25 protein-coding genes and 1 pseudogene are annotated in these 23,307 nt (G+C 50.0%); 20 read left to right on the forward strand and 6 right to left on the reverse strand.

Annotated elements, in window-relative coordinates; genetic code table 11:
* Positions 1 to 80 precede the first annotated feature (80 nt).
* Both LA360_RS02545 and ltrA read left to right on the forward strand, forming a co-directional pair.
* The gene (locus LA360_RS02545) at positions 81 to 1,604 is read left to right on the forward strand and encodes a hypothetical protein (protein ID WP_057573225.1); all 1,524 of its coding nucleotides are present in this window, start codon (positions 81 to 83) and stop codon (positions 1,602 to 1,604) included.
* Between the two features lie 517 nt (positions 1,605 to 2,121).
* A complete protein-coding gene (ltrA, locus tag LA360_RS02550) occupies positions 2,122 to 3,402 on the forward strand; it encodes a group II intron reverse transcriptase/maturase (protein WP_002578445.1) in 1,281 nt (426 codons plus the stop codon).
* An 84-nt stretch (positions 3,403 to 3,486) separates the two neighbouring features.
* Here the strand turns inward: ltrA and LA360_RS02555 are convergent, their stop codons facing one another.
* Positions 3,487 to 3,720, reverse strand: a complete 234-nt coding sequence (locus LA360_RS02555; protein WP_089775474.1) for a LysR family transcriptional regulator substrate-binding protein — start codon at positions 3,718 to 3,720, stop codon at positions 3,487 to 3,489.
* A gap of 308 nt (positions 3,721 to 4,028) precedes the next feature.
* Between LA360_RS02555 and LA360_RS02560 the strand changes: the two genes are divergently transcribed.
* A complete protein-coding gene (locus tag LA360_RS02560; RefSeq protein ID WP_146774990.1) occupies positions 4,029 to 4,241 on the forward strand; it encodes a DUF6431 domain-containing protein in 213 nt (70 codons plus the stop codon).
* Positions 4,238 to 4,465, forward strand: coding sequence for a hypothetical protein (locus LA360_RS02565; RefSeq protein WP_112483234.1), 228 nt, complete (start codon positions 4,238 to 4,240; stop codon positions 4,463 to 4,465). The genes LA360_RS02560 and LA360_RS02565 overlap by 4 nt, the downstream gene beginning before the upstream one ends.
* A gap of 285 nt (positions 4,466 to 4,750) precedes the next feature.
* Here LA360_RS02565 and LA360_RS02570 read toward each other — a convergent pair whose 3' ends face one another.
* The gene (locus tag LA360_RS02570) at positions 4,751 to 5,335 is read right to left on the reverse strand and encodes a sigma-70 family RNA polymerase sigma factor (protein WP_225537272.1); all 585 of its coding nucleotides are present in this window, start codon (positions 5,333 to 5,335) and stop codon (positions 4,751 to 4,753) included.
* A gap of 253 nt (positions 5,336 to 5,588) precedes the next feature.
* Between LA360_RS02570 and LA360_RS02575 the strand changes: the two genes are divergently transcribed.
* Positions 5,589 to 5,816, forward strand: coding sequence for a hypothetical protein (locus tag LA360_RS02575; protein WP_225537274.1), 228 nt, complete (start codon positions 5,589 to 5,591; stop codon positions 5,814 to 5,816).
* Positions 5,817 to 6,032: 216 nt separating this feature from the next.
* Here the strand turns inward: LA360_RS02575 and tnpB are convergent, their stop codons facing one another.
* Both tnpB and tnpA read right to left on the reverse strand, forming a co-directional pair.
* Positions 6,033 to 6,383, reverse strand: a complete 351-nt coding sequence (gene tnpB, locus LA360_RS02580) for an IS66 family insertion sequence element accessory protein TnpB (protein ID WP_057572403.1) — start codon at positions 6,381 to 6,383, stop codon at positions 6,033 to 6,035.
* 197 nt (positions 6,384 to 6,580) lie between these two features.
* The gene (tnpA, locus tag LA360_RS02585) at positions 6,581 to 6,790 is read right to left on the reverse strand and encodes an IS66 family insertion sequence element accessory protein TnpA (protein WP_057572405.1); all 210 of its coding nucleotides are present in this window, start codon (positions 6,788 to 6,790) and stop codon (positions 6,581 to 6,583) included.
* Between the two features lie 149 nt (positions 6,791 to 6,939).
* Here tnpA and LA360_RS02590 point away from each other — a divergent pair.
* The 3 genes and pseudogenes from LA360_RS02590 to LA360_RS02600 form a co-directional block, all read left to right on the forward strand.
* Positions 6,940 to 7,104: pseudogene (locus tag LA360_RS02590) on the forward strand (sensor histidine kinase); the annotation flags it as partial.
* A gap of 131 nt (positions 7,105 to 7,235) precedes the next feature.
* Positions 7,236 to 8,546: a nickel pincer cofactor-dependent isomerase, group 22 gene (locus LA360_RS02595; RefSeq protein WP_022200751.1), complete on the forward strand. Its 1,311-nt coding sequence runs from the start codon at positions 7,236 to 7,238 to the stop codon at positions 8,544 to 8,546.
* An 83-nt stretch (positions 8,547 to 8,629) separates the two neighbouring features.
* Positions 8,630 to 8,986 carry a hypothetical protein gene (locus tag LA360_RS02600; protein WP_002583376.1) on the forward strand — a complete coding sequence of 119 codons (357 nt, stop codon included), beginning with the start codon at positions 8,630 to 8,632 and terminating at the stop codon, positions 8,984 to 8,986.
* Between the two features lie 55 nt (positions 8,987 to 9,041).
* On the opposite strand, the gene LA360_RS02605 is transcribed toward LA360_RS02600, so the two are convergent.
* Entirely contained in the window at positions 9,042 to 9,782 is a 741-nt protein-coding gene (locus tag LA360_RS02605; protein WP_022200752.1) for a DUF434 domain-containing protein, read from the reverse strand.
* Between the two features lie 174 nt (positions 9,783 to 9,956).
* Between LA360_RS02605 and LA360_RS02610 the strand changes: the two genes are divergently transcribed.
* The 5 genes from LA360_RS02610 (at position 9,957) to LA360_RS02630 (ending at position 15,213) form a co-directional block, all read left to right on the forward strand.
* A complete protein-coding gene (locus tag LA360_RS02610) occupies positions 9,957 to 11,843 on the forward strand; it encodes an ABC-F family ATP-binding cassette domain-containing protein (RefSeq protein ID WP_057572407.1) in 1,887 nt (628 codons plus the stop codon).
* Between the two features lie 53 nt (positions 11,844 to 11,896).
* Positions 11,897 to 12,625, forward strand: coding sequence for a hypothetical protein (locus tag LA360_RS02615; RefSeq protein WP_225537276.1), 729 nt, complete (start codon positions 11,897 to 11,899; stop codon positions 12,623 to 12,625).
* Entirely contained in the window at positions 12,582 to 13,166 is a 585-nt protein-coding gene (locus LA360_RS02620; protein WP_022200755.1) for a hypothetical protein, read from the forward strand. Before LA360_RS02615 ends, LA360_RS02620 begins: the two co-directional genes overlap by 44 nt.
* A 223-nt stretch (positions 13,167 to 13,389) precedes the next feature.
* Positions 13,390 to 14,226, forward strand: coding sequence for a mechanosensitive ion channel family protein (locus tag LA360_RS02625; RefSeq protein ID WP_022200756.1), 837 nt, complete (start codon positions 13,390 to 13,392; stop codon positions 14,224 to 14,226).
* Between the two features lie 15 nt (positions 14,227 to 14,241).
* The gene (locus LA360_RS02630; protein WP_022200757.1) at positions 14,242 to 15,213 is read left to right on the forward strand and encodes a Gfo/Idh/MocA family protein; all 972 of its coding nucleotides are present in this window, start codon (positions 14,242 to 14,244) and stop codon (positions 15,211 to 15,213) included.
* A 137-nt stretch (positions 15,214 to 15,350) separates the two neighbouring features.
* Here LA360_RS02630 and LA360_RS02635 read toward each other — a convergent pair whose 3' ends face one another.
* Entirely contained in the window at positions 15,351 to 16,730 is a 1,380-nt protein-coding gene (locus tag LA360_RS02635; RefSeq protein WP_112483236.1) for a bifunctional diguanylate cyclase/phosphodiesterase, read from the reverse strand.
* A gap of 205 nt (positions 16,731 to 16,935) precedes the next feature.
* On the opposite strand from LA360_RS02635, the gene pyrH reads away from it, so the two are divergent.
* The 7 genes from pyrH to ispG all read left to right on the forward strand — a co-directional run bounded on the left by pyrH (position 16,936) and on the right by ispG (position 23,305).
* Entirely contained in the window at positions 16,936 to 17,637 is a 702-nt protein-coding gene (gene pyrH / locus LA360_RS02640) for a UMP kinase (RefSeq protein ID WP_002583368.1), read from the forward strand.
* Positions 17,638 to 17,689: 52 nt separating this feature from the next.
* Positions 17,690 to 18,241: a ribosome recycling factor gene (gene frr, locus LA360_RS02645; protein WP_002583367.1), complete on the forward strand. Its 552-nt coding sequence runs from the start codon at positions 17,690 to 17,692 to the stop codon at positions 18,239 to 18,241.
* A 104-nt stretch (positions 18,242 to 18,345) separates the two neighbouring features.
* A complete protein-coding gene (locus tag LA360_RS02650; RefSeq protein WP_022200761.1) occupies positions 18,346 to 19,065 on the forward strand; it encodes an isoprenyl transferase in 720 nt (239 codons plus the stop codon).
* A 21-nt stretch (positions 19,066 to 19,086) separates the two neighbouring features.
* Positions 19,087 to 19,887: a phosphatidate cytidylyltransferase gene (locus LA360_RS02655; RefSeq protein WP_057572409.1), complete on the forward strand. Its 801-nt coding sequence runs from the start codon at positions 19,087 to 19,089 to the stop codon at positions 19,885 to 19,887.
* Positions 19,888 to 19,933: 46 nt separating this feature from the next.
* Positions 19,934 to 21,082 (forward strand): 1-deoxy-D-xylulose-5-phosphate reductoisomerase, encoded by a 1,149-nt coding sequence (gene dxr / locus LA360_RS02660; protein ID WP_081031218.1) that lies wholly within the window; start codon positions 19,934 to 19,936, stop codon positions 21,080 to 21,082.
* Positions 21,083 to 21,151: 69 nt separating this feature from the next.
* Positions 21,152 to 22,201 (forward strand): RIP metalloprotease RseP, encoded by a 1,050-nt coding sequence (gene rseP / locus LA360_RS02665; RefSeq protein ID WP_057572410.1) that lies wholly within the window; start codon positions 21,152 to 21,154, stop codon positions 22,199 to 22,201.
* A 33-nt stretch (positions 22,202 to 22,234) separates the two neighbouring features.
* Positions 22,235 to 23,305: a flavodoxin-dependent (E)-4-hydroxy-3-methylbut-2-enyl-diphosphate synthase gene (gene ispG / locus LA360_RS02670; protein WP_022200764.1), complete on the forward strand. Its 1,071-nt coding sequence runs from the start codon at positions 22,235 to 22,237 to the stop codon at positions 23,303 to 23,305.
* Positions 23,306 to 23,307: the final 2 nt, after the last annotated feature.

Consider the following 23,307-nt stretch of genomic DNA (forward strand, 5'->3'; position numbering starts at 1 on the left):
GATAAATCTACAAGGTAAATTTTAAAGTGTCTATGAGAAAGTAGATATCAGGTAAACAGTATCAGAGGGAGGGATTTTTGATGAAGAAAAAACAATGGATTGTGGCTGCGGCAGGGCTGGTTTTGGCAGTTGGTTTGGGCAGCGAATGCGGGCGTTCTATGGAAAAAATAGATGTGATTGGCGGCGTCGAGGAACCCATTGAGATTGTGCTGGACGGGGAATCCGGGGATGATGATGTGGAATCGAGCGAGGCGGGACTGACAGAGACGCAGATTCCGGAAGCTTCCGGGCTGATGGAACAACTTGCGGGAAGCAGTTGGCGGCTGGCTGACAAAACGGAGGAACATCTGAAACAATATGGTTCTCTGCAGGAAATATGGGGAACGGGCATCCACTACGGCTCCGGCATGGAGATCGGAACGGACGGCAGTTTTTCCTTTTATATTGCGATTAATTATGGAGGCAGCGGCACGGTGTCGGAGCAGGACGGGACGTTGGTGGCAGATATTACGCCTTATGGAGAGGAGTTTGGAGAGAATACGGCAGGTACGCCGGAGCGGCTCGTGATTACGCCCGTGGAGGAGGAAGGAGTGCTTTATCTGACCACTCCATATGACGAGGAAATCATGTATTGGGAGCAATTGGAAAGCTCCTGTTCCTTTGCGGATTTTTCCAATCTCCAGTTCTGGTTTTCCAGCGGCGCGGGCGCGTGGAGGACGGAGTTGGAGATTCATGAAGACGGCAGTTTTTCCGGCGAATATTACGACAGCGACATGGGCGTTTTGAACGAAAATTATCCCAATGGTATACAGTATCGGTGCGATTTCAGCGGTCAGTTTACGGAGCCGGAGAAGGTCAATGCCTACACCTATTCCATGAAAATCGCGGAGATGAATTACGAAAAAGAACCCGGTACGGAAGAGATCAAGGACGGGATTTTATATCGATACAGCGAGGCTTCCGGGCTGGCGGGCGCGGAAAATATTCTGATTTATCTTCCGGGTACACCCGTTGCAGAACTGCCGGAGGAGTTCCTGATGTGGGTTGGCTGGCGCGAGGATGCGACCAAACTTCCCTTTTATGGACTGTATAATGAGACAAAGGAAATCGGTTTTTCCAGCTTCCAGCGGGTTCCGGTTAATGACAGTCAATTGGCATCCCGCTTGATTGAGGAACAGTATTTTGACCAGTATTTGCTGGATGGATGGGAGAATGCAGCCTTTGCAACCTTTCGCCCGGATTTGTCTGTAAATCCTGATGGAGATGTGGAATTTATGCTGCTGAAGGATGGAGAAGTGGTATATCGGTTCCCCGGCTATAATTCGGAAAATACGGTGACTGCTCAGCCGTTTTGGGACGTGCGGGCGGTGGCATTTCGGGATGTGGATGAGGACGGCAGGTATGATATTCTGATCATTAATGGATATGGGACAGACGCAGGCAATGCGGTTTCTTCTGTGCGGATTTATTCTCAGAGAGAGGGCGAAAAGGAGTTTGTGCTTGATAAATTCGAGCCGTCTATGGAAGAATTTTTGAATCAAAATCATTATAATAATAGCATTACAGATGTGGAAAAAGGGATAGAAAAATATTGGGAATCTTGAGTGAAAGCAGGGGCAGCGGGTGTGCTGCCCCTGTTTTGTTTGCCCAGCATGGGCGTTTTCTAATGGGTGAAAGTCCCAAGTGCGCGTAGGCAACAACGAAGCACATAGCCGAACAGCAAGGGTGTCCGCCGTGAGACGGAATCTGAAAGAAGCTGTAAGCAAACCTCTGACCTGACGGACAGGAACCGCATATAAGGCTCGGAAATACGGATAAGGTGGCAAAAGGCACTGAAGTCCAAAAGGTTGCCGGAAGTACGAGTAAATGCGGCAGGTACATGGAGGAAAAGAACACGCACCTTAACTGGGGAGGTCTCACAGGCGGTCTCATTAGCCGTAGTAACAACGAATTGTGAGAAGTCAGCAGAAGCCATAGTAGTGAGGAAGTTCCTGTAATGGGGACGGAGCGAAGGGCTGAACAATCAATCAGTTGAAGTACGTTCCACTTCGTAGCCGGAGCATACGCCTGTCGATGACTTCAAAGGCGGCAAAGGCAAAAGGGGCAGAAAGGAAACAACGCATGGACACAAGCAGTCTCATGGAGCAGATATTAAGCAGGGATAATCTAAATGCGGCGTATCTGCAAGTCGTAAGGAATAAAGGAGCGGCAGGCGTGGACGGGATGACCGTTGAAGAACTTGGCGCATATCTTTCGGAAAACGGCGAAAACATTAAGGAACAGTTGCGGACGAGGAAGTATAAGCCGAAGCCAGTCCGCAGGGTGGAGATACCCAAACCCGATGGTGGTACAAGAAATCTTGGAGTGCCAACAGCAGTAGACCGCTTTGTACAGCAGGCGGTGGCACAGGTGCTTACCCCGATATTTGAGGAGCAGTTTCACGACCACAGCTATGGATTCAGACCCAAGCGGTGTGCACAGCAGGCAGTCCTTAAAGCATTGGAAATGATGAATGACGGACACAACTGGATAGTGGATATCGACCTAGCGAAATTCTTTGACACAGTAGACCATGACAAGCTGATGACGATTTTCGGACGGACAATAAAGGACGGAGATGTCATATCGGTGGTAAGAAAGATTCTGGTCAGCGGCGTAATGATTGATGATGAGTATGAAGATACGGTAGTCGGCACACCGCAGGGTGGAAATATCTCGCCGCTGTTAGCAAATATCATGTTAAATGAGCTGGACAAAGAACTGGAAGCAAGGAGGCTGGATTTCGTCCGGTATGCAGATGACCTTATTATAATGGTCGGGAGCAGACAGGCGGCAGAGCGGGTAATGAAGAGCGTGGCTCGGTTTATAGAGGAAAAGCTTGGACTGAAAGTGAACGCGGAAAAGAGCAGGGTTGATAAACCAAAGGGCATTAAGTATCTGGGGTTTGGATTTTACTATGACTCATTTGCCAAAGGGTACAAAGCCAGACCACACCCGAAAGCGGCAGCAAAGTTCAAGGCGCAGATGAAGAAATATACAAGCAGGAGCTGGGGAGTGGGCAATGGTTATAAAATTGGGAAACTCAACCGGCTTATCCGAGGGTGGATAAATTATTTCAAAATCGGAAGCATGAAAAGGCTGTGCGCAAAAATGGACGGACAGATTCGGTATCGACTGCGCATGTGCATATGGAAACACTGGAAAACGCCAAAGAACAGGGAAAAGAATCTTATCAAACTTGGTCTGCCGCCAAATGCGGCACATGGCATTTCATATGCCAAAGGATATGCCAGAGTGTGCAGAAGCTGGAATCTCCACATTTGTATCAGTAAAGAGAGACTAGCTAAGTTTGGTCTTGTATCCATGGAAGACTACTACGCCGAAAAGGCTGTTACATGTTAAGTTGATTGAACCGCCGTATACCGAACGGTACGTACGGTGGTGTGAGAGGTCGGAAGGCGAAATAATCGCCTTCCTCCTACTCGATTAAGGAAGCTCATGAATATGTGCCTGCAAATATTCGATAAACCGTTTGCTGGCGATGGGAAGGCTGTGGACGTCCTTGTATCCGATGGCGATGGTGCGGTAAATGGGCGGGTCTGTCGGCCGCAGGGCGATCCGGTAATTGGTCCGGTGAAGGATCAGTTCTGCCAAAATACTGATCCCCAATCCCGCCTCCACCATGGTCATAATCGCGTAATCATCATGGATCGTATACAATTGAAGAAATGGAAACTAATATACAAAAAATCCTTTAAATCTTGAAAATGAGATTTAAAGGATTTTGCTTCAGGTTATTTAATTTAAGTCAAATTCAAGTGTGCTGCCAAAGCCAATAAAGTGTAAGGGCTCGTTGCTATCTGCTTTATGTAAGAAAGTTGTTGTTGCTAAGCTGATTTGTCATCCATACTGCTCTGCTTGAATGTCAGGGACTTGCTCTGTATAATGTCAATAAACATTCTACAGAAAGAGAAAGTCCCAGAAGACCCTCCCGCTAAGTTGTGTCCTCTGAGACTCATGATAAAACCATGATTATTGTATCAGAGTACACGGAATCTGACAAGGGGGATGGCGTAATTACTATCCATTGTAACGAAAATTGTATATGCCCCATATGCCGGTCCCCTGTCAGCCACCGTGACTGGAAACCGCGAATCATAAAGCTGGATGGCGGACAGGTGGTGTGGCTGATGATTGAGCGGAGACGGTGTGACAATGAGAGCTGCCGGAGGATACCATGAACGAGGATTATCCTTGTGATGAAACCATACGGCGGCGGCACCACTGGCTTATGGCAAACTTCTCCCGGACAGAAGGTTACTGTCGGCAGGCTATGAGCCTCTTAAGGAATCCCGGACTGGCCGGCGCGGCCATTTTGGAAACAATTAGGAAATCCTGTGACAGGTGGCTTCCCGCTGTCCTGCGCATGGTCTATAACTCAGGCGGTTTCCTGGTATCCGTCTGAGTACATCTTATATGCACCCACTTTGTTTTGGCTGTCAGCGCTTTCTGCGGTATGCTGTCCAAAAAGGAGGTGCATACCATGCAGACAATCAAAAAAGATTTAAACGGGAGGGATAACGAGGCGCTCTCACGCTGTCTGCTCCGCTCAATCCTGCCACATCATCTGATGTAATATTTCTTACATTATAAACAGTTACTCATTATCGGTCAAGCTGTTTGCGGTTTTTAGTCGGGATACATTTATCTTCCCTTTTTTCGCACTCGGTTTTCCAAGAAATATTTTTCGTCAAGCGTCATAGGCAGACTGTTTTCTTTCCTGTATGTAAGTACGCCGCCGTAAAGTCTCCGTATCTTTATTCAGCGCAGTTTCCCGAATACCCCTGATATTCCGGTCAGACTGTCCGATACTCTCCGCGTACTCTGTTGTGGAATAGTCATGCACAAACAGGTAATAGAGCATATTTTTGAGATGCGGCTTTAGTTCCTTCAATATTTCCGACAGATCCGCATCCGTGACAAGCTCATGTATTGTTTCGGGGTGGTCAAATATGATATCGAGGAAATCACCTGCAAGCATGAGCCTTTTTAGAACCATGTCATAGGAAGGCTTGCCGGAAACATAAAATTCATCTGCACCCCATTCCAAAGGAACGGTGGAGCGCCCCGTCTCATGGTCTCTTTCTTTCCGTTCCCTGTTAGCGTCCAGCCTGTCCCACCACCTGATGACTTCCTTAAAATCTTCCTCTGTCCTTGCGCTTTCCTCAATACGCCGGATAGCAAGAGCGCGGGCTTCACGGTGGAGCATATCCCCGTCCGCTTCCGTTATGAAATCCTGTTCCCTGAATGCCGGGAGTTCAGCGTATTTTGGCATTTATGGTCAGTCCTTTGCAAAAAATAAAATTTTGTAGCTGTTTTTTCAAAAACACTTCCGTTTTTATAGCCGTTTTTCTCCTATTAGTGAAGGAGTAATTCTTTTTGATTAAAAATCAATTACATGAAAGGAGGAGCAGGCTATGAGGTACGGATAAAACAGAAATCCGGTTACTAAGTACGGAAGTTAGGGGACTTAACGGTTCCACGAACAATTATAAGGGAAATGCGCGTGATACGCAAGAAAGGATTGCATGATGGAGGCAGTAAAATTGAATAATGATATGGCAAAGTCCAGCCCTTCTGCGGCTGGCTTTTTTTACCGCAGGATCGGCGGGACGCTTTTCAAGGTCAGGGTATATACAGGTTCGGGATATGCCGACACGCCTGACGAAAAAATATCCCGCCTGATCTGCAACGAAATGATGACAGGGGGCGGAAACTGTGGTATGATGGATTCACCACAGATGATTCCTCCGTGAGTTTTGCAATGGCCGCATCCTTTTCCTGAATGGTTCCAGTCAGGGCTGCAATGGTCGTATTCAGTTGGGCGATCATGTCCTTAAGTTCTGCGAACTGGATGTCTTTTGCGTCCTGCGGCATTGGCTTTCTCCTCTGAAATCTGATAGTTAAATTATACCACCAAATACAGGAAAAATCCAGCAAAACCAATGGTTTTCGGCATCCCGCAGCAAGTATTATACAGCCATTTCCAGCGCCTTGGGCTGTTCGATCTCCAGGCCTGACATGAGCCAGTCGAACTGCTTCCAGGTGATCGGTTTCACCTCGTCCCGGCTGCGCGGCCACCGGAAACGCCCCTTTATGTTTCCGTCCAGACGCTTATACAGCAGGCACATGCCGTCTGGCTCTTTGATAAGGATTTTGATCCTGTCACACCGCTTCCCACAGAACAGATAGGCGGACATGGTATCTGGCTGGGAATGGAACATATCCTGCACGATGGCGCATAAGCCATCAATGGAGCGGCGCATGTCGGATAAGCCGCAGATGACGTAGAGGTTTGTTTTTATAGAGATATCACCGATCATAGCCGACCTCCGATCATAAGCAGGGTTTTTTCGTACAGGGAAGCATCAACCGGCCCGGAAAACCGGAAAGTGATTCCGTTCGCCGCTATTTCAATGGAAGGGCCGGCATTTTGCGCCGCCTGGACAGGAATGAAAGTATTTTCCTGCGGGGCCGACTTGCGGAGGGGATCCTCAGACAGAATATCCACTCTGACAATCTACTGAGCCGGACGGCTATTCGGAACAGATGAAATAGAAGGTTCCGGAATTGCATAGCACGCTTTCTTACGAAGCCTGCTGATCCAGGTATAAAAAGTGTTTGGGTTGATTCCGTTCTTCCTGCACCAGTCGCAGTCCGTCAGGCCGCTCCTGCGGCACTCCAATACCAACTGGTATTGTTCTTCAGGGGTTTTCTTTGCGACATACATATGGGTTACCTCCTTTGGGGGATTGCAAGCCAATTTGAACAGTAAAATACTTGCACTGTAACCATTATTGCATACTGGAGAGTGGATTGGAAGCCACCCTTAAATTAAGCGCTTACTTTCAGATTATGCAGAAAACAGCCTTTCATCACGGATATGGTGATTATGTCTTTATTATTAAGGACAACGGCATAGGCATGACGCCGGAATTTGTAAATCATATTTTTGAACCTTTTGAAAGAGAATCAAGCGCAACAATATCCGGCATAGAAGGTACGGGACTTGGTATGGCTATTACTAAGAATATTGTTGAGATGAACAGAACGCAGTGGGGCCAAAGAATTAAATATAAACTATAAGTTAAATTAAGAGTAACAATTAATATGAGTAATTTGACTTCATGATTCCGCATCCCTAAAATAAAAGGAGAGGAAGAGAGGTGGGAGAAATGAAGTTTGTAAAGGGAGGAAATGTTTCACGCCTGTTAGAGGGCATTAGTATTCCAAAAATGTTTCACGCAAAGCAGGCGTTTGATGACGCAAAGATTACTCCTGAGGATATTCCGGCGGTTGTGTACAGGGAACTGTCAAAGCCGGGGATTGGAGAGACAATTAAGCCGGGGATGAGCATTGCTGTTACGGCAGGAAGCCGGGGAGTGGCAAACGTGAATGTGATTACCAGAGCAATTGTGGATTTCTGCAAGGAAAAGGGAGCTCACCCCTTCATTGTACCGGCCATGGGAAGTCATGGAGGAACCCTGGCAGAGGGACAGAAGGAGCTTCTGGCAGGGTATGATATAACAGAGGAATCCATGGGATGTCCCATTAAATCTTCCATGGAAACCGTACTCCTGGGATATTCCCAATATGGAAAGCCCGTGTATCAGGATAAATATGCCTATGAAGCTGACGGAATCATCATTTCCTGCCGTATCAAACCACACAATGCCTTCCGCGGTCCCTATGAGAGCGGCGTGTGCAAGATGATGGTGGTGGGACTGGGAAAACAGACGGGCGCGGAGAGTGTTCACAGCGACGGTCTTGGAAACATGGCCAGGAATCTGCCGGCCAATGCCAGGGTGGTGCTGGAACGTTCCAGTATTCTGTTTGCCATTCCCTGTGTGGAAAATGCATACGATGAGACATCCATAATAGAAGCCATTCCCAGGGAAGCGATCATGGACAGAGAGCCGGAACTTCTGAAAACCGCGTTTTCCAACATGCCCGGTATTCTGGTGGGAGAAGCAGATGTTCTGATAGTCAATGAGATAGGGAAAAACTTCAGCGGTACCGGAGTGGACCCCAATATTTCCGGGACCTGGTCAACGGAGTTTGGCAAGGGAGGTCTAAAGGTAAAACGGACCTGTTTCCTGGACCTGACAGACTGCTCCCACGGCAATGCCAATGGAATGGGATTGGCGGACATCATTACCGCCAGGCTCTATGAAAAGCTGGATCCGGAAGTCATTTATCCTAACTGCTTTACCAGCACAGTACTACGCTCCGGCATGATGCCGCCGGTGGTTGCCACGGACAAGGAGGCAATTCAGGCATGTATCCGCACGGCTAACCAGATTGACCGGGACAATTGCCGGATAATAAGAATAAAGAATACGCTGCATGTGGGAGAGATCATGCTTTCACAGGCATACCATGAGGATGTGGTCAGGGGAAGATACAAAGGAGTGACAGCTGTGTCGGAACCAGAAGAGCTGCGGTTTGACCCGCAGGAGAATCTGATTACGCCAATGCTGTCTTAATGCGGATTAAAAAACTCATTGCATACAAAGGAAAAATCTGCCATAATATCATCAGAATTTGTTTACAGAAGAAGGGGGGCCATATGGACTATTTGTATTGCATGCCTGATTTGAACAGCACCAGGGAAAACTGTGAGAAGATACATAACATACTGGCAAGGATGTCCGACCGGTATAAACTGAACATTGTACCTGAGCCGGTTAAGGCAAAGTATTTCGGCGGCCTGGATTACTACAAGAAATATCGGATTTATAAGGAGATTCGGGAAATCGGGGGCAACAGCGGGGAAGCATACCTGCAGGCGGATGAGAAAGAGATGATTCTCAGCGTATGTAAGAACCAGCAGGAGCAGGAGCTTATGAAAGGCTGTATTTATGCGTATTGCTATCCGGCACAGATGGTGCTTAAATCATTCAATGACAGAGATAAAAAGAAATAACCAGCTGATATGACGGACAAAGAGAGGAAGGCTTGCCTGACCTCTCTTTTTTGACTCAGGACGTCTTCGGCCCGGTCTCTGGGCCCTGCATGGTCAAATCCACAAAGCGCAGTCCCGGAAGGGAAGATGACAGAAGGCCGGGAAGGGGATTCAGCCAGCTTTTGCAGTGGTCCAGGATAATGGCATCGCTGGTGATGACATGCTCCGTTTCCTTGAGGACCGCATCTGCGTTGGGGACCAGGTGCACCTGGCAATCAATGGCTTCCTCCCGTGCTGTGTCCAAAATCAGGGCCCTCAGCTTCCCCGAATTTGACACGGGACTGTCCAGATAAAATACAGCTCTTTCAGTCTCCAGTTCCTTCAGCCGGCACAGCAGAAGGCGGATGGCCTCATGGGTTTTGCCGATGATTCGGTATGTCCCCCGAAGTCCGGCCAAATCCCGGATAGTGCCATCCATACACTTAAGGAGCGTGGAGCCTGAAAGGGCGATTTCCAGCGTTATGATAATATTGAAGCCGTCTATGTGCACCTCCTTTCCAGGAACCGGGCCAATGACTTCCCGGTTTCTGCGTAAGGCGGCTGCCTGGCGGGAGGAGGTGGCCCGGACCAGAGCAAGGCGCTGCCGTTCGGACAGCAGATAGTGATTTCCTGTAAATACAGAGGCATTTTTCATGGGATATCCACGTTCAATCAGATACAGGAGGTCTTTTTGTGCCTGGCACAGCTTCCCCAGGCTTTCCTCCCTGTAAAAAAATGCCTCATCCTCCGGCACATAACCGCGTCTGACCTGTTCCATGTGTGTCCTCCTTTTTGACTGTTGATACAAACTGTTTATAGTATAAGATAATTGGAGAGGAATTACAATCCAAAGTATTTTATACTACAACCGGGCGCGGCATGATATAATACAGATAACAGCCAGAGAAAACACCGGAAAGACAAAAAATATTTTATCACAGAGGACACAGTCATGTTATACCAAATTTCAAACGGAACCGTATCAGTGGGCGGCGAGCTGATTCTCTCCCACATTGATTTTGAAATACGTGGAAATGAAAAGATAGCAGTGGTGGGTAAGAACGGAGCAGGCAAGACAACCCTGTTAAAACTTGTAGCAGGGGAACTGTCCTTGGACCGGGATGACAGGCGCGAGGGGGCGGGAATACGGCGTTCGCGCCAGCTCTCAGTAGGGATGCTTTCCCAGCAGGCTTTTAAGGACGGGAGCAGGACCGTGGAGGAGGAACTTCTGGAGGCATGTCCCTGTCGGGATACCTTTGAGAGGGAACGCTTTGAATACGAGCGTGAGTACGATACACTCTTTACCGGTTTCGGATTTCCAAAGGAGGATAAGAAAAAGCGGATAAGCCAGTTTTCCGGCGGAGAACAGACCAAGATAGCCTTAATCCGCCTGCTCCTTGAAAAACCGGATATACTGCTCCTGGACGAGCCCACCAATCATCTGGATATGGAGACAGCCGGGTGGCTGGAACAGTATATGAAACATTACAAAAACGCGGTGGTAATGGTTTCCCATGACCGCTTTTTCCTGGACCAGGCTGCGGATGTTGTCTACGAGCTGTCCGGAAAAGTATTGAGACGGTATCCGGGCAATTATACCCATTACCGGGAAGAAAAGCTGAAGCAGATTCAGCTTCAAAAAAAGGCATATGAGCGCCAGCAGGAGGAGCTGGCCCGCCTGGAAGGTCTGGTGGAACGCTTTAAGCACAAACCAAATAAGGCTGCATTTGCCAGGGCAAAGAGAAAGACAATGGAGCACATGGAACGTGTGGAAAAACCTCAGGAGGATGATGCTCATATCTTTGCGGGTGAGATTAATCCTCTGCTGCCTGGAAGCAAGTGGGTATTCAATTCAGAACACCTGAAAATCGGATATGAAAGACCGCTGCTTGAAATTACCATGCGTATACGGCGCGGACAGAAGATTGCTCTTTTGGGACCAAATGGAGCGGGTAAGACCACGTTTTTAAAGACCATAGCCGGTTTCCTGCCGCCTCTGGAAGGGAGTTATTCTCTGGGAAATCAGACCACCATTGGTTATTTCGACCAGCACAGCGGGGCCATCCAGTCGGAGCAGACTGTTCTGGAGCATTTTACGGCCCAATTTCCTGCTTTGACGGAGAAGGAGGCCAGAAGCATCCTTGGCGCATATTTGTTTGGCGGAAGGGACGCGCAGAAGAAGGTCAGCACTCTTTCCGGCGGAGAGAAGGCAAGACTGGTGCTGGCGGAGCTTTTGCAGAGCCGTCCCAATTTCCTGATTCTGGACGAGCCCACCAACCATATGGATATCCGGGCAAAGGAAACGCTGGAATCCGCGTTTTGTGCCTATAAGGGAACGATTCTGTTTGTGTCCCATGACAGGTATTTTATCCGGCAGGTGGCAGATGCGGTGATGATATTTGAACATCAATCCGTGGTGTATTATCCCTTTGGGTATGAGCATTATCTGGAACGTAAGGCCAGGGAGAACCAGAACGGTTCCATGGCAGCACAGATAAAAGCAGAGGAGCAGGCGCTGATAGCGGGTATGCGCGCGGTGCCAAAGGCGGAACGCCACCGGTTAAGAGAAATACCGGAGGATGAGGCATACCGGGAATGGAACATGCGTCTGGCGGCCGAACGTCTGGAGCCTGCCGGGAATGCGGTGGAATATCTGACCGGACAGGTGAGGGAACTTAAGGCCATGTGGCAGGGATCCGAAGCGTACTGGAATGGCGGAGTCTGGGATCGGATGGATGAATATGAAAACCAGTGCCTTCGCCTGAAACAGGCCTGGGAGGAATGGCACAGGGCCTGTATGGAATGGCTGGATAAGGCTCAGGAGATGGAGGTTTTATAGTCAGGGGCAATACAGGAAAAAGAAGTTTTTGTCAGGCAAAAGGGAGGTTTTCCATGTTTTGGGAAAAATACGAGAAGGAACGGCTGAAAAGGACATATCGTGCGAAGCTGTCCCAAGCCATATCCAGACTGGAAAAAATGGATATGTCCAGTCTTTCCCAGGTATACTGTGCAGTGGCAACAGAGGACCGGAAGCTGGTACAAAGCGGGGGAAGGGCCATAGGGATGGTTATGGAGCATATGACCATGAAGCAGGTGATACGGCTCAGCGAACATTTCCGGCAGTATACCTCCATGGAATGGAGCATTGACTGGAAAGAACTGGATATAAGGGAGAAAAAGGACTGGTTCCGGTCGGATAGGGATTACTTCTGGGTATTGGCCCTGGGAAGCTTTCATCCCAACGGCTATTACCGCCAGGTCTGTCTGGAGGAGATAGCCGGTTATCCGAACGCACTCACCTTTCTTGTGCTCCGCCTCAATGACTGGGTGGGACAGGTGCGTTTGGCTGCTGCCCGGGCAGTATTAACCCGCCTGGAGATATGTCCACTGGATGAATTGTTTATGGCCATGATGGCCCTGGATAAGGTAAAACGCTCCGGGAGAAAGGACGACCGGACCGTGGAACACATTGGGGAAATCATGGGGGAATGGCTGGACCAGGAGGCAGGTTCCCTGTCAGTGCCCTTTGTTCTGGCCATGGACTACGAGGTGAGAAAGAGTATATACCGTTTTCTGTTTGGGGGCAGAAGGAGAAGAAATCTACTGGAAGTATCTCCTTGATACCAGACCCTGTATATCCAAGGCAGCTTATATTTGTATCAGGAAAAATGAGATCCATCCAGGGGCCGGACTGCTTTACGGGGAACAGGAAAAATGGAGGGGAAACGATGAGACTGCGGGAAAATGCCCGTATTCCATATACCATGTCAGAAGATACCTGATACTCCTTCTCATGCAGGAGAATTCCTGGGACCGTCTGCCCTATCTGATTTATTTGCTGAAGGATGATTCTCTGAGGGAATACAGGGATAAATTGTTGGGAGCGCTGAGTGTCAGAAGTCTCTATGCAAGGGTGGACCGGAAGCAGGCCGCTTTCATTAAGCAAGTGCTGACAGAGGAGGCAAAAAAGGCAATCGATATGCAGATACATGCTGCGGAAAAAAGCATCTACCGGATTCGTGTCATTCACGGATATAACGGAGGCACGCGGATTCGGAGCATGCTTCGGGAAGAATACGGTTACGGCAGGGAGCCGGCGGTGAAACGAATCGAGATGGGAGACAATCAGGGCATCACGGAGCTGGTGCTCAGGGAGTTTTGAATATATGAAAAACAGAGGTTTTAAAGGTGAAATAAGAAAGAAACAGATGCGGACAAGGGGGCGTTCAGAATATGGAGATTGCAAGAAACGGGGCGGTATGGTAGACTACTAATGCGGTACGTGGTACATAACATGCGCGGTATGCAGAAGGAACAGCATAGTAAGTACAGCATAATTAGTACGGCATAATAGGAACGACATAAGTGTGAAAGGATATATTTGAATGCAGATTTTATTGATTAAGATAGCGGTGATTGTTGTATTCTGGAGCGGGGGAATGTTCGCGCTCAACAAGATATTCGGGATGATTCTGAAGCGGAAGGAACAGATTCACATTAAGTTTCTCCGGAGCATGTCCAAGGTCGTGCTGACAATCATAGCCTTTATCTGCATCAGCGGCCTTTTCAATACCACAAAGGCGCTGAGCGCTACCCTGCTAACCAGTTCATCTCTGTTAGTAGCCATCGTGGGTTTTGCGGCCCAGCAGGTTCTGGCGGACGTCATAAGCGGCGTCATGCTCAGCTGGTCCCGCCCCTTTAATCTGGGGGAGAAAGTGAATATAAGCAGTTTGGGTATCTCCGGAATCGTGGAGGATATGACGGTGCGCCATACCGTAATCCGGACCTATCACAACAGCCGTATGATTATTCCCAACAGTGTCATCAATAAGGCAATCGTGGAAAACAGCAACTATAACAATGATTATATAGGCAATTACATGGAAGTCTCGGTCAGCTATGAAAGCAACCTGGAACAGGCAATCGAAGTAATGCGGGAGACCATTGCCTCCTATCCGCTGGTGGTGGACATCCGCCCGGACCCGTCAGAGGGAAATAAGGTCAATGTGGCGGTAAAGGAACTGGGGGATGACGGAATCATTCTTAAATCCACGGTCTGGACCAGGAACATTGATGACAATTTCACTGCCTGCAGCGACATACGCAGGCTCATTAAGAAAAATTTTGATGCCGCGGGTATTTCCATTCCATACAGACATGTCCATGTGGTTACCGGAAACGCAGATAAGGAATTGGAAAATAATGGAATAATACAGAAATAAAGGAGGGGCACTAATATGAAGGTAGGTATGATTGGAGCCGGGTCAATTGCCGGTGTCATGGCGGGTACCATCAAAGAGATGGACTGCGCACAAAATTATGCGGTGGCTGCCAGGGACTACGGAAGGGCAGCTGAATTTGCACAGAAGTATGGTTTTGAGAAAGCCTGTGGATCTTATGAGGAACTGGTGGAGGATGCCGGGGTAGAGCTTGTGTACATTGCCACGCCTCATTCGCACCATTATGAGCATATTAAATTATGCCTGAACCACGGAAAGCATGTACTGTGCGAAAAGTCCTTTACGGTCAATGAATCACAGGCCAGGGAAGTGCTTGAACTGGCCAGGGAAAAGAAACTGCTTTTGACAGAGGCTATCTGGACCCGGTATATGCCCATGAGGAAAACCCTGGACGACGTGCTGCTAAGCGGCGTCATAGGCAGGCCATATATGCTCACGGCCAACCTGGGCTATATCATCAGCGGAAAAGAGCGTATTATGCGTCCTGAGCTGGCAGGAGGAGCCCTTTTGGATGTGGGAATCTACCCGCTTAATTTTGCGTCTATGGTGTTTGGGGATGAGGTGGACACCATAACCGGCACCGCGGTGATGACAGAGACCGGCGTGGACGCTCAGAACAGCATCACCATCACCTATAAGGATGGCAGGATGGCGGTTCTGTGCAGCAGCGCAATGGGACTCAGCGACCGCCGGGGCATCATCTATGGTGACAATGGATTTATAGAGGTGGAGAACATCAACAACTGTGAGGGCATCCGGATCTATGACCGCTCCAGGAACATGATTGCTTCCTACGATACCCCCAAACAGATCAGCGGGTATGAATATGAGGTGGAGGCCTGCCTGCGGGCGATTGAAGAGGGAGCGTTGGAGTGCCCTGAAATGCCTCATGAGGAAACGCTGCGGATGATGGGGTGGATGGATGAGCTTCGCAGACAGTGGGGATTGGTTTATCCGATGGAGAAATAAAAATCAATGAATCCATTTATGCCCAGTGGAAGCCGTAACAGGATATTTGAATTGAATATGGAAATAATACAGAAAACGCGGGAATCCTTCAACGGAACCTGCGTTTTCTGGTATATGTTTTCTGGCATTTTCTGGTATTACATCTTCATCTTAAGCTTCTCTTCCTCAATGGTAACTCTGGACTCATCCAGGGTAGTTCCCATGACCTTTATGAGCACATCCTGCTTCATGGTGGGAGCGTAGTAGAAACCCTGCTGATACTCGCACTGATAGCTGTTCAGGGCATTAAGCTGGTTCTCTGTCTCCACACCCTCCGCGATGATATGGATGCCCAGTTCCCTGGCAATCTGAATCAGTCCGCCTGCGATGGAAGCCGATTTGGGATTGGTCTCCAGCTGCCATACAAACATGCGCTCCAGCTTCACTGTATTGATAGGAAGGTCCAGGATACTGCTGACAGGAGCGCATCCGGAGCCAAAGTTGTTGAGTACCAGCTCCACACCCATGTCGGAGAGTTCCTGCATGGTGATGTTTACATTCAGATATACATTGGACAGAGCACTGTCGTCTACCTCCAGGGCCAGCCTGCCCTTGGGTATCTGGTAGGCCTCAAGGACCTTTGTCACCTGAACCAGAAAATCCTCCTGAACCAGAAGCACCGGAGAAACCGGGATACAGATGGAGTCAAATTCCCTTCCGGTATTCATCAGTTCGCTTATACATTTTCCCGCATGGTCCAGGGCGTAATATCCAATGGCCCTGATTTGACCGGAATCCTCTGCTATGGGCATAAACTCAGCGGCGCCCACCAGCCCGATGCCCTGAATGAAGATTCTCATGTAGGAATCAGCCCTTGTGAAACGGCCTTCCTTCAGGTTATAGGTAGGACGGTAGCGGACTTCCAGCTCATTCTTTTCCAGGGCTGTCTTAAGGTACATGGCAACAGCCTGGCGGCGGACAAACTGGGTATGCATGCTGCTGTCATATACAGCCATCTGGTTGGGGCCGCAGTCAGAGGCAGCCGATACGGCCAAGTCCAGGCGCTTGAGCAGCTCATCGGTGTTGGCGGCATGACCGGGATAGGAGCAGAGACCTATCTGCGCGGAACACAGACAGTCCACTCCGCGGATCTTCCATACATTTCCGAAACGTTCCAGAATCTCATCAGCCAGGTCGGAGGCCTGCCCTTCTGAGAGCTGTTCCAATATGATAATGAATTCCACGCCTATGTAACGGTATATATTGCCCTCAGCTACTTCCTTCAGATAGCTTTTTATCTGGGACAGAAGTTCCTCACAGTAATCATATCCGAACGTCTTATTCAGACTCTTGAAATTCTCCAGATAGAGCTTTAGAACCACACCCTTGGACGAGGGAGCGCCCAGTAAGGTTTCCAGCCTGTTCATGCAGGCTGCGCGGCCCTCGCTGGCAGCATCCGGTTCAGCCGGGGTAAAGACGGGCGGTGTAGGCGGAAGCTCTGTTGCCCCTTTTTCTTTCTTATGCTGAAACAAACCCATGATTGTTTCCTCCTTTGTCATATGCAGGCAGCTGTCGTCTGCACTCGCATTTCCTTTATTATAATATAAAAGCCAGAAAATCTCAATTTTTATTTATGAAATGTGAGACGAAATGGAAAAAATGATAAATAATTTCTTTTTCTTTGCAAATTGACCTAACTATGCTATAATAGCCACAGATATTGCAGCAAGGAGATAAATCTTTATGAAGATGAAACGCGTATTCTTAAAGTTAAGCGGAGAGGCCCTTGCAGGCCCTAAGAAAACCGGGTTTGACGAGGACACGGTGAAGGAAGTGGCCAGGCAGGTAAAGCTCTCTGTAGATGCAGGTATACAGGTGGGAATCGTCATTGGCGGGGGTAATTTCTGGAGAGGCCGTACCAGTGAGGCCATTGACAGGACCAAGGCAGACCAGATTGGAATGCTGGCCACTGTTATGAACTGTATTTATGTTTCTGAGATTTTCAGGAATGCAGGCATGATGACACAGATTCTTACGCCCTTTGCGTGCGGCTCCATGACAAAGCTGTTCTCAAAGGACAGGGCCAATAAGTATTTTGAGAGGGGTATGGTAGTATTCTTTGCAGGCGGGACAGGCCATCCCTATTTTTCCACAGATACGGGAATTGCCCTCAGGGCCATTGAGATGGAAGCCGACTGCATCCTGCTGGCCAAGGCCATTGACGGGGTGTATGACAGCGATCCGAAGCTGAATCCGGAGGCAAAGAAGTATGACACCATATCCATACAGGAAGTCATTGACAAACAGCTTGCTGTGGTGGATTTAACAGCGTCCATCATGTGCATGGAGCATAAGATGCCCATGGCGGTGTTCAGTCTCAATGAAAAGAACGGGATTGCGGACGCCATTCAGGGCCGGATTAACGGAACCATCGTTACTGCGTAATAAAACGAACATTATTAAGCAGCAGGGAAGGCTGCATTAACAGGAGGAACTTATGGAAGAATTAAAAGTTTATGAGGACAAGATGAATAAGACACTGGATGTACTGCTGTCTGATTACGGCACCATCCGCGCAGGACGTGCGAATCCCCATGTGCTGGACAAGATTAAGGTGGACTATTACGGCACGCCCACGCCCCTCCAGCAGGTTGGCAATGTTTCTGTTCCGGAAGCCCGCATGATTGTGATTCAGCCATGGGAGAAGAGCCTGCTTAAGCCCATTGAGAAAGCCATCCTCACATCTGAGCTGGGCATCAATCCTACCAATGACGGAAACTGTATCCGTCTGGTGTTCCCGGAGATGACGGAGGAGCGCAGAAGGGAAGTTTCCAAGGATGTTAAGAAAAAAGGCGACAATGCGAAGGTAGCCCTGCGCAATATCCGCCGTGATGCAAACGAGGCATTTAAGAAAGCGGAGAAGGCAGGGGATATTTCTGAGGATGATCTGACCGAGATGACAGAGAAGATGCAGAAGCTTACGGATAAGATGGTGGAGAAGGTTGACAAGGCAGTGGAAGAAAAGACCAAGGAAATCATGACAGTGTAATCCGTGATAAATGAATATGGGAGGCAGGAGGGACTCCTGCCTCTTATTGTTTCTTTATTTTGGAAACGAGTAAGATACATTCAGACAAGAAAGGCAGAGAAAGAATGGCATTAGATAAGGATATGATTATACCGGAGCATGTGGCCCTGATACTGGACGGAAATGGCCGCTGGGCCAAAAAGCGGGGGCTTCCCCGCACCATGGGGCACAAGGAAGGCTGTGTCACCGTGGAGAAAACCGTTGAGATTGCAGCCAGAATGGGAATCAGGTATCTGACTGTCTATGGGTTCTCCACCGAGAATTGGAAACGCTCCGCGGAGGAAGTGGGGGCGCTGATGCAGCTGTTCCGCTACTATATGGTGCGGCTTTTAAAGATCGCGTCCGCCAATAATGTACGTGTAAAGATGATTGGCGACAGAAGCCGCTTTGACAGGGATATCATAGAGGGCATCAACCGGCTGGAGTCAGAGACACGGGACAATACAGGGCTGACCTTTGTCATAGCGGTGAATTACGGAGGCAGGGACGAGATACGCAGGGCGGCTGCCGGACTGGCCAGGGACTGCGCCCTTGGAAAGGCGGACCCGGACCAGGTGGACGAGGCTCTGTTTGCATCCTATCTGGATACGGCGGGAATGCCGGACCCGGACCTTTTAATCCGCACAAGCGGAGAGCTGAGGCTGTCCAATTACCTGCTGTGGCAGCTGGCCTACACCGAAATCGTGGTGACGGATTGTCTTTGGCCGGATTTCGGCCAGGAGGAATTAGAAAAAGCCATTGTGCAGTATAATAAGAGAGAGCGGCGGTTCGGCGCTGTAAAGTAAGGAGAGGGAAAGGAGAAGGCCATGTTTACGACCCGGTTAATCAGCGGTATCATACTGGTGCTTCTGTCCATCGTCATTGTTGGGCAGGGAGGTATCCTGCTATATGCCGTTACGGCCCTTATATCCATCATCGGTTTATTTGAGCTTTACAGGGCTCTGGGAATGCAGCGGCGTTCCCTGGCTGTTGTGGGCTATGTGACGGCCTGCTCCTATTATGGACTTTTGTGGTTTGAGGGACAGCGCTATGTGACGCTTATGATTATTGCCTGCCTGATGGCGATGATGGCCCTTTATGTGCTTACCTTCCCTGAATATAAGACAGAGGAGGTGACGGGCGCGTTCTTTGGCGTATGCTATGTGCCCATCATGCTGTCATTCCTGTATCAGACAAGGGTCATGAACGACGGGGCATACCTTGTGTGGCTTATATTTTTAAGCTCCTGGGGCTGCGATACCTTTGCCTACTGTACAGGCATGCTTTTGGGCAGGCATAAGCTGGCCCCTGTCCTGAGCCCCAAGAAATCCATTGAGGGGGCTGTGGGAGGCGTGGCCGGCGCGGCCCTTCTGGGCTTTATCTATGCGTCCTTTTTCGGAGGCAGAATGGCGGAGCTTGATAATCCCCAGGCGGCCTGCGCCATTGCCTGCGCCATTGCGGCGGTTATTTCCCAGATTGGGGATTTGGCGGCTTCCGCTATTAAGAGAAATCACAACATAAAGGATTACGGTCATCTGATTCCGGGTCATGGAGGCATCCTGGACCGGTTTGACAGTATGATATTCACGGCTCCGGCCATTTATTTTGCCCTCACATTTTTAAAATAAGGATGGGCTTTTTGAGTATTTCTTCAGGATAGGGAGAATATAAGTTATGATGAAGAAGATTGCAGTTCTGGGTTCCACGGGTTCCATCGGCACCCAGACATTGGAAGTGGTGAGATACAATAAGGATATTCAGGTGACAGCCCTTGCCGCTGGCGGCAATGTTAAGCTGATGGAGGAACAAATCCGTGAGTTTAAGCCCAGGCTGGCCTGTCTCTGGGATGAAGAAAAGGCAAAGGAACTGCGGGCCGCTGTGGCTGACCTGGATGTGAAGGTGGCAAGCGGTATGGAGGGACTGATGGAGGCAGCCACGTCGCCGGAAGCGGATCTGGTGGTGACGGCCGTGGTGGGGATGATTGGGATTCGTCCTGCCATTGCAGCTATGGAAGCCGGCAAGGATATTGCCCTGGCCAACAAGGAAACCCTGGTGACTGCCGGTCATATCATCATGCCTCTTGCCAGGGAAAAGGGCGTGAAGCTGCTGCCGGTGGATTCGGAGCACTCTGCCATCTTCCAGTGCCTGCAGGGCGCGGCCGGCAATCCCCTTCACAAGATACTGCTCACGGCCTCAGGCGGTCCCTTCCGGGGATTTACCAGGGAGCAGCTGAAACAGGTCCGGCTGGAGGATGCGTTAAAGCATCCCAACTGGTCCATGGGGCGTAAAATCACCATAGACTCCTCCACCATGGTCAACAAGGGGCTGGAGGTCATGGAGGCCCACTGGCTGTTCGGGGTGGAGATGGACCAGGTTCAGGTGGTGGTACAGCCGGCCAGCATCATCCACTCCATGGTTGAATTTGAGGATGGGGCCGTCATAGCCCAGTTAGGCACACCCGATATGAAGCTGCCCATCCAGTATGCGCTCTATTATCCGGAGCGCCGTTTCCTTCCGGGAGAACGGCTGGATTTCGCTAAGCTTGGGCAGATTGCCTTTGAGGTGCCGGATATGGAGACATTCAGGGGCCTTAAGCTGGCCTATGAGGCGGGACGCAGGGGAGGCACCCTGCCGACGGTGTTCAACGCGGCCAACGAGATGGCGGCTGCCATGTTCCTTGAGAGAAAAATCAGCTACCTTACCATTGTGGATATGATTGAGGGAGCCATGGAGCATCACTGTGTGAAGCCCTCCCCGGATGTGGCGCAGATTCTGGAGGCAGAACAGGAAACATACGACTATATAAATTCAAAATGGAATTAAGACAGAAAGGAGGCGCGCGCTGCGCATAAAAATGAGCGGCGGTGCGCCGGATGGACAGGTGAGAGCCGGATGAGCTTGATTATTGCGATGCTGATGCTGGGAATCATTATCATGATTCACGAATTCGGCCATTTTTTGTTTGCAAAGTTAAATGGAATAGGTGTCATTGAATTTTCCCTTGGCATGGGGCCAAGGCTGTTCAGCTTTGAAAAAGGCGGCACCCGGTATTCCTTTAAGATACTGCCGTTTGGCGGCTCCTGCATGATGCTGGGGGAAGACGAGGGGATTACAGATGAAAGCGCGTTTAACAACAAGTCCGTATGGGCCAGGATTTCCGTGGTTGCAGCCGGTCCTGTGTTTAATTTTATCCTGGCCTTCGGCCTTTCCATGGTGCTCATCGGCATTACGGGGTATGACACCACCCGCCTGGCAGGGGTTGTGGACGGATATCCGGCCCAGGCTGCCGGAATGGAGGCAGGCGATGTGATTAAATCCATTAACGGCAGAAAGGTCCATTCTTACAGGGATATTAACTGGTACCTGTTCACCCATCCGCAGAAATCTCTTACGGTCACCTGGGAGAGGACGGAGGAAGGGGGAGGGACGGAACGTTTCAGCACGGAGCTTGCGCCTGTCTTTTCCACGGAAAACAACCAGTATATGATGGGGGTCCAGTTTAACCCGGTTCCCAACACGGCGGAGAACATAGGGCAGCTTCTGGTGCACAGCGCCTACGAGGTACAGTACTGGATTCACTATGTGTTTGACACCTTTTACATGATGTTCCACGGTATGGTGTCTGTCAACGATATCAGCGGTCCGGTGGGGATCGTGAACGCCATTGACACCACGGTGGATGAAACCGCGCCCTATGGCATGTCGGCTGTGGTACTCATGCTGATTAATTTTACCATACTCTTGAGCGCCAACCTGGGCGTTATGAACCTGCTTCCCATTCCGGCTCTGGACGGCGGACGTCTTGTGTTCCTCATCATCGAGGCAGTAAGGGGAAAGCCAATAGACAAAGAAAAGGAGGGCATGGTCCACATGGCGGGAATGATGGTCCTTCTGGCCCTTATGGTGCTTATCCTGTTTAACGATGTGCGGAAATTATTTTAATGCTTTGTCTCATTTCAGAAAAGAGGGGTATATATGACCAGGAAAGATACAAAGGTGATTCAGATTGGGGACCGGGTCATCGGCGGGGGAAACCCTGTCCTGATTCAGTCCATGTGCAATACAAAGACAGAGGATGTGCGGGCCACGGTGGCTCAGATCCGCAGGCTGGAGCAGGCCGGCTGCGACATTATCCGCGTGGCGGTGCCTACCATGGAAGCTGCCTCAGCGCTGGCTGACATCAAAAAGGAGATTCATATTCCGCTGGTGGCAGACATTCACTTTGATTACCGGCTGGCTATTGCCGCCATGGAGAACGGGGCGGACAAAATCCGTATCAATCCCGGCAACATCGGTGACCGTCACAAGGTGCAGGCAGTGGTGGATCGGGCAAGAGCATACGGGGTGCCCATCCGCGTGGGTGTCAACAGCGGTTCCCTGGAGAAAACGCTGCTGGAAAAATATGGGGGCGTCACGGCGGAAGGCATTGTGGAGAGCGCGCTGGATAAGGTGAAGCTCATCGAGGATATGGGGTATGACAATCTGGTTATCAGCATCAAATCCTCGGATGTGCTCATGTGCGTAAAGGCCCATGAGCTGATTGCCATGCAGACCCATTATCCTCTCCATGTGGGAATCACGGAGTCCGGCACTCTGATGTCCGGCAGCATCAAGTCCTCAGTGGGACTGGGTATCATCCTGCATGAGAGCATCGGGGATACCATCCGTGTGTCGCTGACCGGAGATCCGGTGGAGGAGATAAAGAGCGCCAAGCTGATTCTGCGGACACTGGGACTGAGAAAGGGCGGCATTGAGGTGGTGTCCTGTCCCACCTGCGGGCGCACGCGGATTGACCTGATTGGCCTGGCAAACCAGGTGGAGAACATGGTGACGGAGTTTGACGCTCTGGATGTGAAGGTGGCTGTCATGGGCTGTGTTGTCAACGGACCCGGTGAGGCCAGGGAGGCGGACATCGGCATCGCAGGCGGCGTGGGCGAAGGCCTGCTGATACGAAGAGGCGAAATCATCCGCAAGGTGCCTGAGCCCGAGCTTCTGGCAGTACTGCGGGAAGAACTGCTGGCCATGAGCCGGGATCGCGAAGCATAGAA

The sequence above is a fragment of the Enterocloster clostridioformis genome (assembly GCF_020297485.1).
Taxonomy (GTDB): Bacteria; Bacillota; Clostridia; order Lachnospirales; family Lachnospiraceae; genus Enterocloster; species Enterocloster clostridioformis.